Genomic DNA, 13,552 nt, shown 5'->3' on the forward strand with positions numbered 1-13,552 from the left:
GTCATATCTCTTTAGTCCTTTTCATATTGTTCTATTAAATATCAATCAAATTTAAGCAGTGTTTTCAGCACTCTCTTGGCACTTATACGAATGTTCTCTTCGCTTACGGCGCCAAGCTCAAGGGCTTCCTTAACTCTCTCAGGGAATCCTGTCGCCATCTTAAGGTCGTTACCTGCATTGATCTCTTTATAGTGCTCTCCTCTTGTCCACCAGTCGGACATAACAAGTCCTGTATATCCCCACTCCTCGCGAAGGATACCTGTTATAAGGTCTCTGCACTCAGAAGCTCTTTCGCCGTTAACCACATTGTAAGATGACATTATGGTGTAAGGCTGCTCTTCTTTTACGATCATCTCAAAAGGCTTTAAATAGATTTCTCTTAGCGCTCTTTCAGATACTCTTGAATCGCAGTGCTTTCTGTTGATCTCCTTGTTATTGCAAGCAAAGTGCTTAACACAAGCACCGACATGATTCTTCTGAATTCCGCGCACCATGGCTGCTGCCATCTTACCTGTAAGGTAAGGATCTTCCGAATAATATTCGAAATTTCTTCCGCACATGGGATTTCTGTGTATATTGATCGCAGGTGTAAGCCATACGCAGAGGTTATTCTCTTTAAGCTCTTCTCCGCCTGCTCTTCCCACTTCTTCAGCGATTTCTTTGTTCCATGTACATGCAATTGAAGTAGCACATGGGAATGCCGTAGTCCTGATTCCGGTCTCAGGCATGATACGAACACCTGCAGGTCCGTCAGCTGTCATTGCATTTGGAATGCCGTATTCGTCCATATTACCAAAACCGAATACATTGGCAACACCTGTGTTGGGCTGGCCTCCCAGAAGCTCTATCATATCATTGACAGAAAGCTGTTCCATAAATTCATCAAGACTTATCTTGCCTTCCGCAACTTCCGAAAGCTGCTTTGCACCCTCTATCAAAGGCATTGTGTAATAATGTCTCTTAAGCCCTTTTTCAGTGGGAGCAAGCGCTTCCTCCGTACCGGGCTCCATCTTCTCTATTACACTTTCATTCTTGTCAGGTTTCTCAAAAACAGGAAGTTCTTCATATGTTCCGTCGCCCAAAAGTCTCTTTTTAAGCGCTGCGGGAACAGCCTTGTGGCTTAATGTGCATACAACTTTATCAACAAAGTTCTCCCAGAAGAAAGATATCTTTGCCGCATCTCTTACATTGCTTCCAAGGTAGAATTCATATTTTCCCTTTTCAAGAACATAAGATGCATCACTGAACTTTCCGAGATCATCATAAGATGAAAGGCCGTATTCGGTGATCTTAAGTGTCATAAGCTGTGCCTCGCCGGGCTGAAGCTCTTTTGTCTTCTCAAAATCAACAAGGCTCTTTTTAGGTTTAAGAAGTTTGCCGGCAGGCGCCGAAACATAGAGCTGCACAACTTCTTTTCCTGCCATTCTTCCTGTATTTGTAACTTTTACATTGAAAATGATGGTGTCCTCTTTTTTGACGGCACCCAAAACTTCTATATCAAAAGTTGTATATGACAATCCATATCCGAAAGGATAGATAACTCTGTCGGAAGCTCCCTCGAAGGTTTCAAAAAATCTGTAACCAACATAGATATCTTCCGTGTAATCCACGTAATCAAAAGAATCGTGATATCCCTTTGTTGACGGATAATCATCAAGAGTTCCCGCAAATGTATCGGCAAGTCTTCCCGAAGGACAAATGTTTCCAAGAATAACGTCTGCTGCCGCAAGACCGCCTTCCATTCCGCCCTGTCCCATATAAACAGCCGCATCAATCCTGTCATTGCCCTCTATCCATCTGCAGTCCATAACACCGCCAATGTTGAGAACAACAACTACATTTTCAAAGATATCACATGCATTTTGGACAAGCTCTTTTTCCTCAAATGAAAGATAAAAATCTCCATCAGGGAAGATGACTTTCGATAAAGTTGTCATCTTAACTCCGGCAGGCCATGGATTAAACGTTTCGATGTCTCCGTCTATATCGCTTCGATCCCAACCTTCGCCTGAGAATCTGTTGATAACAACGATAGCTGTCTCGGAAAATCTCGTAGCATTCTTAAGAATAACCGAAGGGATAGTCGGTTCCTTGGTCATTCCCGGAACACAGCCCTTCTTGTACTGCTTATCAAGTTCTTCCTTGTAGTATTCAATAATAGGCTCGTACACCTTGACACCGCGCATCTTAAGTCCGTCGTACAACGATCTTGTATATTCGCAGTAAACGTCTCCGGAACCTCCGCCGCCTTTTACGTACTCATATGACGCTTTACCAAGCAGAGCCACCTTCTCAACGTTTTTGAGAGGCAAAAGCCCATTGTTCTTTAAGAGAACAACACTTTCATCCGCAGCTTTTTTGGAAATACTGATATGTTCCTCGCTTCCCGTAACAGGCACCTTCCCGTTTAAAGGTAGCGCCGGCTGATATAAAAGTCTTGCCCATTTCTGCATTTTTTATGAATCCCTCCGTGAATTATTTGCCTATAATCTCTATTAATTTATCCGCCACAAGTTCAGCGACGGCAAGCTTATACTCATATCTTGAGTGTTTCGGGGGTATATTCGCATGATAGCTTCTGTTTCCAAATTTGGAAGCAATCGCAAAATAAACCTCTCCCGGAACGCTGTCATCATTTGAAGGATCGGAATTTCCCATCGTTCCGGTTACTCCGATAGCAACATCCGCTTCATAGATTGCGCCTGCGGAGAATGCCATATCTTCGGCAGTCTCATAGGAATATACTCCGTACTTATCGATGGTTTCCTTAGGAACTCCGTGGAGAACCTTGGCTTCATTACTGTAAGTAATATAAGCGCCCTTCATTACGGCCGATGAGCCCTCTGTATCTGTTATAAGCGAAGCGATAAGCCCCGACGTACAACTTTCCATTGATGTAAAAGATAATCCTCTTTTGATAAGAGTCTCTGTTATCCTTCTGTATTTTGCCCTTACGGTATCTTCAGCTCTTACAACCACTGTTTCTTCTTTCTTCTCAGGTGCTGTATCCTTTGATTTTACATGTTCTGCTTCTTTTTTCTTAGCAGCTGCTGTCTCTTTAGGCTTTGAAACTACGGCCTGTTTAACTCTTGAATTCGAAGCCTCTTTAGGCTTTGAAACCACGGCTTCTTTTGCTCTCGAAGACGCTTTTTCCCTGGGTCTTGATTCAACCGACTCTTTTGCCCTTGACGATCTTCTCTCTCTCGGACTTGATTCAGGTTCTTCTTTACGTCTTGAAGCTCTGGAACTTCTTGAGCCGGATGTTCTTGTATCCTCTTCATCGTCATCGATATCATTATCGATATCATTATCGATGTCATTATCAACATCCATATCCATGTCCATATCAAAGTCTCTGTCTCTGCTTCTGCTCTTGCTCTTTCTCGAATCATTGCTCTTTCTCGAATCAGAGAATTTGATCTCATCGCCGCAGTGAACGTACTTTATCTTGTCCTTCAGAATCTTCTGCATCTCTTCAAACGGCTCAACGCCCGTGCAGTGACCTGTATAGAATACCGATTCGTACTCTGTGAGATCTTTTGCGATATTACGGATCTCCTTGATATCTTCTTTGGAGTATCCTCTGTCCCTTGCAGTGTGAAAACCACTTATTACCGCGTCGGGATCGCTCTTAAATATCGACACATACTTATCCATTATATTCTGAATACCGTGATGTGCACAGCCCGAAAATAATATTTTTTTACCTTCGGTTGAAACAACAAGGCACTGCTCATGAGCAAAATCATCCTCTACAAGCTCTCCGCCATCTTTTATAAAAAGAGTGCTGTTCGTCTGGGGGTTCTCATATCTGTCCCCTATATCGGAAAAGATAGTAAGCTCATCGTCAATTTTTGTTACGCCATCCTCTAAGATTTCCAATTGAGGAAGGTCTTTTACCTTTCTGCTAAGACCAATATATCTGGGTCTTCTTCCGCGCGACGTCGAGTAGAACTTCTGAAAAGCATGTTCACTTATATAAATCATCGCAGTATCATTCAGATCTACAAATGAAAGGATACCGCCGCCATGGTCGTAATGACCGTGTGTGATAACAACAGTGTCCACATCCGCTAAATCTATTCCAAGCTGATCTGCATTCTCTACAAGAAGTCCAGATGCTCCGGTATCTACGAGAATCTTATGTTTCTTGGTCTCTACGTAGAAGCACAATCCATGCTCCGGTATGCAGTCATTTTTACCTGCAGTGTTTTCTATAATATTAATAATACGCATACACATTTCTCCTTAACTGCATATTATTGTATCATAAAGATTGATTTATTGCTTCATTCCGCACATATTTTATACTTCTGCACCATAAATGTGTACGATTTTCCACAAAATTTTACCGTTTCCGTTCGCGGGAACCCCCTATCCATCGGCATCTTCAAATTATTACGTGTTGTAAATTTTTTTTTAATTTACGCTTAATCAACAATTTCTGAGATAATCTTTCTGTTCTTTGGATATCCGATAGCTTTCAATCGCCTTTCTGACAGTCTTTTTCTTAACATCGGGATCAAGTTTATTGTCTCTTATGTACGGAAGCGCGTCGTCATAGCGAAAGCTGAGCGCAGTTGCAAAATACCACGCTATCATCATCTGAATGTAATATTCATCAGACCTGATCAACGATACTCTCTCAAGATATTCCGGTTTAAAATCCTCCTCAAGATAATGCTTCATAAGCATACCTATGCCGAATCGCACTGTATATGTCTTATCCGAATCGAGCCATTCGTATATCTTCTTTACAAGTTCATCTTTGTTTTTCTTAAATGCCGCCGGCAACATCTGATCGCAGGTTGCCCAGTTATCAACGTACGGAAGGAATTTTTCAACTTCAAAAACGCAGCTTTCATATTCTTTTATCCCGGATATTATGAAGGCATGGAGCTGATTCTCGTCGTAATATCTGTGCGGAAGCTCCTGTAAAAAAGCCGTGCACCCTTCCTCATCTTTTGCAACCTCTTTTGCAAACTTCTTAAGCGCAGGAGTTCTCACGCCGAGCACCTTATCGGGATTGACTGTAGGAATTAGCTTTCTGTTAAATGCTGCGTACTTATCGTCTTTTAGTTCAAAGAGCCTTGCTCTTATCTCGTCTGTTGTCATATTTCCCTCCACATATCAGATTATATCCGATACACATGCAAACAGTAAAGCGAGGATCATATAGTGACAGGCTATCCATTCTATATGTCCTCGCTTTTCCTTGGGGTATTTACATTTATTAGAGTGTGATCAGATTATTATGTTTTTATACCACCTCCTTTCAATAGCTATCGATTATTTCATCTTTCTTTTGCCAAACTCTCTGCGGAGCTGTATAAAAGCAATTACGGCACAAACAACCGTTACAGAAACAGCATATATTCCTTCGGAAAGTGTTATATCCTCTGTCGCTTTTTGTACCGCAAGTCCGGTATCCGAGTTAATGAAACAGTCCCAAAACTCGGATGTAAAGTCAATAAGTCCGTGCAAAACAGAAACAACCCATATGCTATCCGTAATGTAGTACACGCAAGCCAGACAGCATCCGATTGCAATTGCATAGATAACCTGTGAAACAGTCGCGATAACCCTTGTAGGTGAAGATATAAGATTCGAAAAGTGCAAAAGCCCAAATACAATCGATGAGATAAGTATTGCTTTTACTATACCTTTTCTGCTTTCACCAAAACGATATCTGAAGGAGTTAAAAAGTGTACCTCTAAGCATTGATTCTTCAAACATTCCGGTTCCCATATTGCAAACAAATGCGAATATAAGTCTTGGAAGAGCCTTAACAAAAGAAATTTCAGGCTGCGAAAAGTCATCATAAAGATTAAGAACAACCAATGCCATAAGTGTTATTCCCGTACAAAAAACTCCTTTTGCAAATCCTTTACTTCTGAATCTAAAGTCAGTTCCGTATAACCTGTTTGCCAAAAATAGTCCCAATATAGCAATCAGATAGCGCGAAGCCGCTTGCAAAGTATCTTTTAATGTTTCATCACGAACAAAAATACTTGCCAATATTTCCGACGCCACAAATAAAAAGAATAATAAAAACGTTAAAAGTATTCCGTAGATAAATTTTTTTGTCTTCATTCTCAGATAGATCCCTTCATGTCATTTAATTTGTTGCTATACTATGTTTGTCGTAGTACGTCTGTAATAGTATTAATACTACGTCAGTCGTAATATGTCAATATGTTTTCGGAAATTTTGAATTTGACTTCTATGTGTTATTAGTGTATATATAACACATAAACAGTTTCATCTGAATCAATAACACTAACTGTATTTTTAATGAGGAATCATATGAAAATCTCACAGAATTCAGGTGTGCCAATCTACCAGCAGATTGCTGACTATTTCCGCGGTGAGGTACTTGAAGGGCGAATCGGTCAGGGTGAATACCTGCCATCGATACGGGGACTTGCCAAGGAACTTAAGATCAGCGTCATCACAACCATAAAGGCATATGAACAGCTTGAAAGCGAAGGGCTTGTAACAGCCGTCCAAGGAAAAGGTTATTACGTAAACGCCCAGGACACTGAAATGCTCAAAGAGCAGCATATTCGCAAGGTTGAAGACGCACTTCTTGATGCGATCAAATTTGCAAAGATCGCGAAGATGTCAGACAGCGAGCTTATCAGCACACTAAAGACATTGCAGAAATTGGATAATTAATAACGGAGGCATTAAGCTATGAAAGCAGAAGCAGTCATCTCATGTAAAAACATCAGTAAAAAATACCGTCATTTCGAGCTTAATATTGACAGTATCAATTTTCCCAAAGGATTCGCAACGGCACTTATCGGCGAAAACGGCGCAGGTAAAACTACTTTGCTCGAAATGATCGCAGGTATAAAGCAGGTTCATAAAGGCGAAATCACTTACTTTGGTAATTACACGGAAAAAGACAGGGAAAACGATCCTTACGTTAAAGAACACATCGGCTATACCGGTACCGACAAGCACTACTTCCTCCCCCACTGGACACTCAAGCAGACAAAAGAGATTCAGTCTGTATTGTTCGATAATTTCGACGGAGAAAAATACGATCAGATCTTAGAAGATCTTGCGGTAACAAGCAGCTCACGTTCGGGTAAAGACAAAAAAGTAAGTAGTCTCTCAGATGGAAACCGCATAAAACTCATGCTTGCAGGTGTTCTTGCAAGAGATACCAAGCTCCTTCTCATGGATGAGCCCGCTTCTCCGCTTGATCCGCTTATGAGAGAAAGACTGTGTTCAATGCTCCGTGAATACCTCGCTTCTTCAGAGGATAACGACAAATCGGTTATCTTCTCCACTCACAACATCTCTGACATGGAGAACGTGACAGATTATGCGATCATAATTGAAAACGGAACCGTTGTCGAACAGGGCTTTGTAGAAGATCTAAAAGAGAAATATGTTTTTGTACGCGGTGAAAAGAAAGACGAAAAAGCCGCAAAGCATATCCTTTATGACATAACTTCGAATACCTACGGTTATGAGGGTCTTTGCCTCAGCGAAAACATTGATAAGCTTGCAGGAATGGATGTAGAAACCTCTATCCCCACTCTTTCACAGCTTGCCGTCGGCATTATGCGTGCATACACAAAGCTTAAGTCACATAGCTGATCGGAGGAGTATATAAATGAAACATCTATCAAGAATGATAACTGCGCATAATTGCTTTTGCAGTTTTTTATATAACATTGCAATGCTTGTTGTTATGCCTGCTTTTCTTGTTCCTTTTGCATTGGTAATTATGTCATTTGACAACTATATGGGTATAGCAATCATGATGACGCTTCTTTCATTTTTTACCTTATTAGCTGACTATATGCCTTTTAACGGAATTACCGCAAAAGGATTTTTCCTTGGAATAATAAAAACATCAACTCACGTTGACAGCTTTATAAAGGACGCAATAATTGCAGACCAGATAAGAAGGTTTGTGCAGCTGACCATCCCTCCTACACTAAGCCTGATCATAGCCACAATAATATCAGCCAATAGTATAGATATGCGTTTGCCGGTGTTTGTCTCAACCATAATCTTTCTTGACTACAGCACTACGACAGGCATCATTACATTTACGAGAAATATTCTGTCAAATAATGTACACGCATATATATCACTACCGCTAACCGCAATAATTGGTGCGCTTAACGCATGCATGCTGTTCCTGTTTATTTATGATTCCATTCATATACCGTTTATTATATGGCTTCCGATAAGTTTTATTTTATCTGTAATAATCAGTATTTTGGTTTTTAATTACACAACAGATCGTTGCTTTTCTAACATCAAGGAGTATTGACATGAAAAAAGAAATAAAGAAAATAATAACTATTATAAAAGCCGCTCCACAATTAAAAACACGAATAATCAGTGCATTATTGTTCTTGATTGCAGGAATATGTTTCGAGATAACTGCAAAGACATCAAGTACATATAACATTCTGGGCTTAGTTTATCTTTCCAACGTTACCGGACAAATATACCAGACCATAATGTCGGTTAGTTGCACCGGACTTGGCCAAACATCCTCATCAGCAAAAAAACTCCAAATTAATTTTCCCTTTTATATAAAATTACTTGTGAACAGTATCCTCTTTTTTATTGTTTCCTTTAACAGCGTTTATATTGCAAGTAAACCAGCGCTTGATATGTCTATAAAAGAAAACATCAGCTTACAATGCTTTTATATTCTAATGTTTAGCGCAATATGCTTCTTTTCATCCATATATGAAATTTTAAGTCATAAATTCTTTGGCCTTTCTCTTGTTTGTATGATATTATTTACATTTATTTTTATAACTATGATTTCTTATTCAATAATACATCCTCAATCTTTTTACAATATTACTAATCTCACATTTCCAATCACTATTACTTTAGGCTTTCTTATTCTAATAGCAGGTTCACTGCTCTCAACTCTTTTTGCAAACCTGCTATATAAATACCCTATATCCGCACATGTAATGAGGGTCAATAATAAAGCTTAAGGAAAAGACCAAAAAAATTGCCTTCTATCATCAAGGAGATCAGACATGAAAAAAGAAATAACGAAAATAATGACTATTATAAAAGCGGCTCCACAATTAAAATCCCAGATTTTCATCGGAATATTTCTATTTGTCGGAGGAGTATTTTGTGAGTTTTCTTCAGATTTAGGAAATACAGGTATAATTGGATTGTCAACTTGTGTATGCCTGATATATCAATCAATCATGATATCAAGCGGAAGTAGCATAGTTCAATCCTCGGCATCTGCAAAAAAACTCCAGACCCTATATCCATTCATTCTGCAAATGCCATTTCACATTATTATATTTGCGCTACTCTCCTGGCACAGAGTTTATCTTTCAAGTAAGCCAATACCCGATATGTCAGCAGATCGCATCTATGCTATACAATGCGGATTGATTATCTTGTATAGCATTGCGATATTTATCATTTCTATTTCTGAGATTATCACCCGAAAATTCTTTGTTTTCGGAGTAATTTGCATTTGTATTACTTATGCACCAATAATTTTATCAATCTGTTTTATTGGTATACGCGTGCCGTCATTACTATACAAGCTTACCCTAACAGCTTCTATCGCCGCAGGATTCGCAATAGTAATAACAGGATCACTACTCTCGATCCTCGTAGCAAACCTGCTCTATAAATACCCAATATCCGCACATGTTATGAAAGCAAACAACAAAGCTTAGCAAATACCTCGCCGGCTTTTGATCAATTATGAAGTGAAATAATTTATGTACAAGAAAACCCAATCTCAGCTTGTCATTAAGGAGCCACATGAAAAAAGAAATCCAAAAAATAATAACAATAATCAAAACTGATCCGCACTTAAAATCTCAGCTTATATTATCAGTAGTCGTGTTTTTACTAGGAATGATCGGCGAGCTCTTATCACATAGTAATTTATCAAATATGATATTCTTTACTAATTCCGCAATTTTCTTTTTTATGAGCATTGTGAACACAAGCGGATCAGGACTTGCGCAGTCATCACCGTCAGCAAAAAAACTCCAGACCGTATACCCCTTTTATATACAAATCCCCCTGTATATAATCACTTTTCTATTAATATCAATACACAGGTTATATATTGTAAGTAAACCGTTACCGAATCTTTCTTTACAAGAAAGCTATGCAAAACACGGAACGCTCATTTTGGTTTTCAGTGTACTTTGCATCAATTGTATGTTGTATGAAATTTTATTTAGCAAACGCACACTATTGAGTATTATATTCATGGTAATCATATTTCTTCCAACAATCATACTCACATCCATGCTGGATGAATTTTTTAAGATCAACATGAAAAGCTCAATAGCCATCGGCTTTCTGATAATGATAGCAGGCTCACTACTCTCGATTCTCGTTGCAAACCTGCTCTATAAATACCCGGTATCATATCATGTAATGACGGAAAACAACAAAGCATAGGCAGCAACTCTTTTCCCGTGCTATTCTGCTACCATTCATCATCTGTCCTATATAGGCAGTTCTTTTTTGCATTGTTATTCTGCCACTATTTATCAATGCCCCTATATAGGCAGTGCTTTTTTGCATTATCTTTCTGCCACTTTTCATCGCTTATCCTATATAGGCAGTAAATTCTTGCATAATCGTCCTGCCACTTTTCATCGCTCCCCGATATAGGCAGTAAATTCTTGCATAATCGTCCTGCCACTTTTCATCGCTTATCCTAAATAGGCAGTAAATTCTTGCATAATCGTCCTGCCACTTTTCATCGCTCCCCGATATAGGCAGTAAATTCTTGCATAATCGTCCTGCCACTTTTCATCGTTTTCCAATATAGGCAGTGCACTTTAATATAAAGCAATAAATCCCTGTCCACACTTGCATTTACCGCATAATGGACAGGAAAATGGCTGCAAAAACCCCTGTCCATTTTTACATTTTCCGCATAATGGGCAGGTAAAAGACAGCAAAAACCCCTGTCCATTTTTACATTTCCCGCATAATGGACAGGAAAAAGACAGCAAATAGCCCTGTCTATTTTTCCATTTACCGCATAATGGACAGGGTAAAGGCAGCAAATAGCCCTGTCCATACTTGCATTTACTGCAAAATGGACAGGGAAAAGACAGCAAATAGCCCTGTCTATTTTTCCATTTACTGCATAATGGACAGGAAAATGGCTGCAAAAACCCTGTCTATTTTTCCATTTTCCGCATAATGGACAGGAAAATGCTACAAAAAAGCCCTGTCCATACTTGCATTTACTGCAAAATGGACAGGGTAAGCTGACTGTAATTCAACTAACAAGCATAAACATCCGAAATATCCAATATGCATCGGCTGCAGATTTCGTGAGAGCTTGATACAGTAAACAAGCAATTCCTTCGGCGAAACCGACTCAAATGGCCTGTTTGCGAGCGCCTTGAATCTATGATTCAAAACATCCCACAAATGCAAGTCTTTCTATCACACTCCCAACACCGCCTCTATCTTCTTCACCAATGATTCTGCTGCCTTTTTGTGAGCCGCATGGCCGGGATGCGATCTCGAGCCAAACTCTCCGGCAAGTGTCGGCGGAAGCTGATGATAATATACCTTGCTGTCGTTTTCCTGCTTGGAATACTCAGCAACTGCCGCTGACAGCAGGTTTGTCATCTGAGTGTTAATTATATCAGAATCCTGAAGCAGCATTCCGTAAGCCCATATTATTATGGCACCCGGGCGCTTCTCTCTGACCTTTTTCAAAAAAGCTTTTGCGCCGTTCTTAAGCACTGCCACATCCTCCGACGGGATCTCACCTTTTTCATTCAGATAGTGAATATTATCACTTCCCATGCTCCTTGCAGCTTCATGGCTACTTACGGAATACGCACCCGCATCATTCGTACCCAAATTAATAATGACGATATCAGGTTCAAAAAGAGAGAAATCATATTTCTCATAAGTCCCAAGCTCACAAGCTTTTCCGTCCGGAACAAGCCCGCACACCTCATCATAGAATAACGGCATATTTTCTTTCGGATTGCCATTCCAGGACCACACAAAGCCATAACCGCTCTGGCTGAAAACCTCATAGTCAGCCCCCAGTTTTTGAGCTGTGATATATGTATAATTATCGAAAGCATCAAAACATGCGCTATTCCAGTCCTGTTCACAGACAGGCCCCATGCAGCCTTCGCCTGATGTTATACTGTCTCCTATGAACTCAATCCTATGCCCCGGTTCATCCACATTTTCAAATGTACCATCGGTAAAAACAGCTTCAATCCGTATCAGGGTATCACCATCCGCCGCCATAGCGGGTGTATCTCGCATAATCTTGATATTTCTGAGCGGAATATCACTTTCGCCAGATCCCGCATTTCCTTGCCAGATTGTGATCTCATTTATTCCCTTTTCAAGCGGTCTCTTCTGATATCTTACGCCTTCAACAAGAACATCAATCCACGGCTCAAAGACTGAATAGTCTGCGTAACAGCGAAGTTTCACCACAGTGGCACGTACATTCATTTCTATTCCCGAACCATTCCAGAACAGCGTTAAAGGATCAAGACATGCAGTTCTCCTGCCATGAATCTTCAATTTTTCTATTTCTGAAATTTTATACTCTCTAAGCATATTCTCATCCTTAAATATACGTGAAAAGTGCCTCACACTCTCCGCAAATCTCATAATTTCCATCACCGGCGGGGAGAAAGAAGCTGTCGCCCTTTTTAAATCTCACATCCTCGTTGTCATTCTTTATTTCCCCTTCTCCCGAAAGGAACAGAATATGTAAAAACGAGTTCTCGTCAACCGTACCGCTAAGCTTATTCATGATCTTACCGCTTAGATTGACTTTATCAACCGTAAAATATTTGCAGTTTCCGATATGCGGTTCAGGTCTCGAAACCTTTTTTGCTGGAAAAAGATCGGTCACTTCAAGTGCTTTTTCTATATGAAGTTTACGCAGATTTCCGTTCTTATCGCGTCTTCCGTAATCATACACCCTGTAAGTGATATCTGAATTTTCCTGAATTTCTGCAAGAAGAATCCCCTCACCGATTGCATGCAGAGTATCCGCCTCAATGAAAACAACATCCCCTTTGCTTACGGGATATGCATTAAGAACTTCTGTAAGAGTCTGATTCTCTATGCGCTTTCGAAACTCTTCTTTGGAAATCTCGCGTTTAAAGCCATAATACAAAAAAGCATTATCTTTGGCATCAATTATATACCACATCTCCGTCTTTCCGTACTGCCCTTCTTTTTTCAGAGCGTAATCATCTGACGGATGAACCTGCAATGACAGATCTTTTCTTGCATCAATAAGCTTGATAAGTATTGGAAATTCCCTGAATTTCTCGCAGTTTTTTCCAAGGACATTCTTACCTTTTTCATTTATATAATCAGTGAGCGTCTTTCCCGCAAACTCACCGTTTTCAATCACAGACTCGCAACCGGGATAACATGACAGCTCCCAGCTTTCCGCGGTCACATCGCCTGCCGGTCTTTTACCGAATTCGTCGACAAGGCGGTTTCCTCCCCACAGATAATCTTTGGTGGGAGCCTGTAGTTTCAATACTGCCAT

General features: G+C 40.0%; 12 protein-coding genes. 5 read left to right on the forward strand and 7 right to left on the reverse strand.

The window, feature by feature from the left end:
* Positions 1-41: 41 nt before the first annotated feature.
* From CD00_RS0106710 to CD00_RS19215, 4 genes are all read right to left on the reverse strand, one after another.
* Entirely contained in the window at positions 42-2,453 is a 2,412-nt protein-coding gene (locus CD00_RS0106710; protein WP_026655264.1) for a glycoside hydrolase family 3 protein, read from the reverse strand.
* A gap of 22 nt (positions 2,454-2,475) precedes the next feature.
* Positions 2,476-4,236 (reverse strand): nicotinamide-nucleotide amidohydrolase family protein, encoded by a 1,761-nt coding sequence (locus CD00_RS19210; protein WP_051594104.1) that lies wholly within the window; start codon positions 4,234-4,236, stop codon positions 2,476-2,478.
* A 198-nt stretch (positions 4,237-4,434) separates the two neighbouring features.
* On the reverse strand, positions 4,435-5,115 hold the full coding sequence (locus CD00_RS0106720) for a DNA alkylation repair protein (protein ID WP_026655265.1): 681 nt from the start codon (positions 5,113-5,115) through the stop codon (positions 4,435-4,437).
* A 174-nt stretch (positions 5,116-5,289) separates the two neighbouring features.
* A complete protein-coding gene (locus CD00_RS19215) occupies positions 5,290-6,093 on the reverse strand; it encodes a CPBP family intramembrane glutamic endopeptidase (RefSeq protein WP_051594105.1) in 804 nt (267 codons plus the stop codon).
* Between the two features lie 213 nt (positions 6,094-6,306).
* Between CD00_RS19215 and CD00_RS0106730 the strand changes: the two genes are divergently transcribed.
* From CD00_RS0106730 to CD00_RS0106750, 5 genes are read left to right on the forward strand one after another with little or no spacing between them, the layout of a single operon-like run.
* Positions 6,307-6,678 carry a GntR family transcriptional regulator gene (locus CD00_RS0106730; RefSeq protein WP_026655267.1) on the forward strand — a complete coding sequence of 124 codons (372 nt, stop codon included), beginning with the start codon at positions 6,307-6,309 and terminating at the stop codon, positions 6,676-6,678.
* A gap of 18 nt (positions 6,679-6,696) precedes the next feature.
* Positions 6,697-7,614, forward strand: coding sequence for an ATP-binding cassette domain-containing protein (locus tag CD00_RS0106735; RefSeq protein ID WP_026655268.1), 918 nt, complete (start codon positions 6,697-6,699; stop codon positions 7,612-7,614).
* Between the two features lie 16 nt (positions 7,615-7,630).
* Positions 7,631-8,299 (forward strand): hypothetical protein, encoded by a 669-nt coding sequence (locus CD00_RS0106740; protein WP_026655269.1) that lies wholly within the window; start codon positions 7,631-7,633, stop codon positions 8,297-8,299.
* Position 8,300: 1 nt separating this feature from the next.
* Positions 8,301-8,987, forward strand: a complete 687-nt coding sequence (locus CD00_RS0106745) for a hypothetical protein (protein WP_026655270.1) — start codon at positions 8,301-8,303, stop codon at positions 8,985-8,987.
* 45 nt (positions 8,988-9,032) lie between these two features.
* Entirely contained in the window at positions 9,033-9,701 is a 669-nt protein-coding gene (locus tag CD00_RS0106750; RefSeq protein ID WP_026655271.1) for a hypothetical protein, read from the forward strand.
* Positions 9,702-10,747: 1,046 nt separating this feature from the next.
* On the opposite strand, the gene CD00_RS20385 is transcribed toward CD00_RS0106750, so the two are convergent.
* From CD00_RS20385 to CD00_RS0106770, 3 genes are all read right to left on the reverse strand, one after another.
* Complete coding sequence (locus CD00_RS20385; RefSeq protein WP_207640459.1) at positions 10,748-11,074, reverse strand: hypothetical protein; 327 nt, start codon at positions 11,072-11,074, stop codon at positions 10,748-10,750.
* Between the two features lie 374 nt (positions 11,075-11,448).
* Positions 11,449-12,654 (reverse strand): SGNH/GDSL hydrolase family protein, encoded by a 1,206-nt coding sequence (locus tag CD00_RS0106765; protein WP_051594106.1) that lies wholly within the window; start codon positions 12,652-12,654, stop codon positions 11,449-11,451.
* Entirely contained in the window at positions 12,611-13,552 is a 942-nt protein-coding gene (locus CD00_RS0106770) for a type I phosphomannose isomerase catalytic subunit (protein ID WP_026655276.1), read from the reverse strand. The genes CD00_RS0106765 and CD00_RS0106770 overlap by 44 nt, the downstream gene beginning before the upstream one ends.

Source organism: Butyrivibrio sp. AE3003, assembly GCF_000686065.1.
In the GTDB taxonomy this organism is placed as follows: domain Bacteria; phylum Bacillota; class Clostridia; order Lachnospirales; family Lachnospiraceae; genus Butyrivibrio; species Butyrivibrio hungatei_A.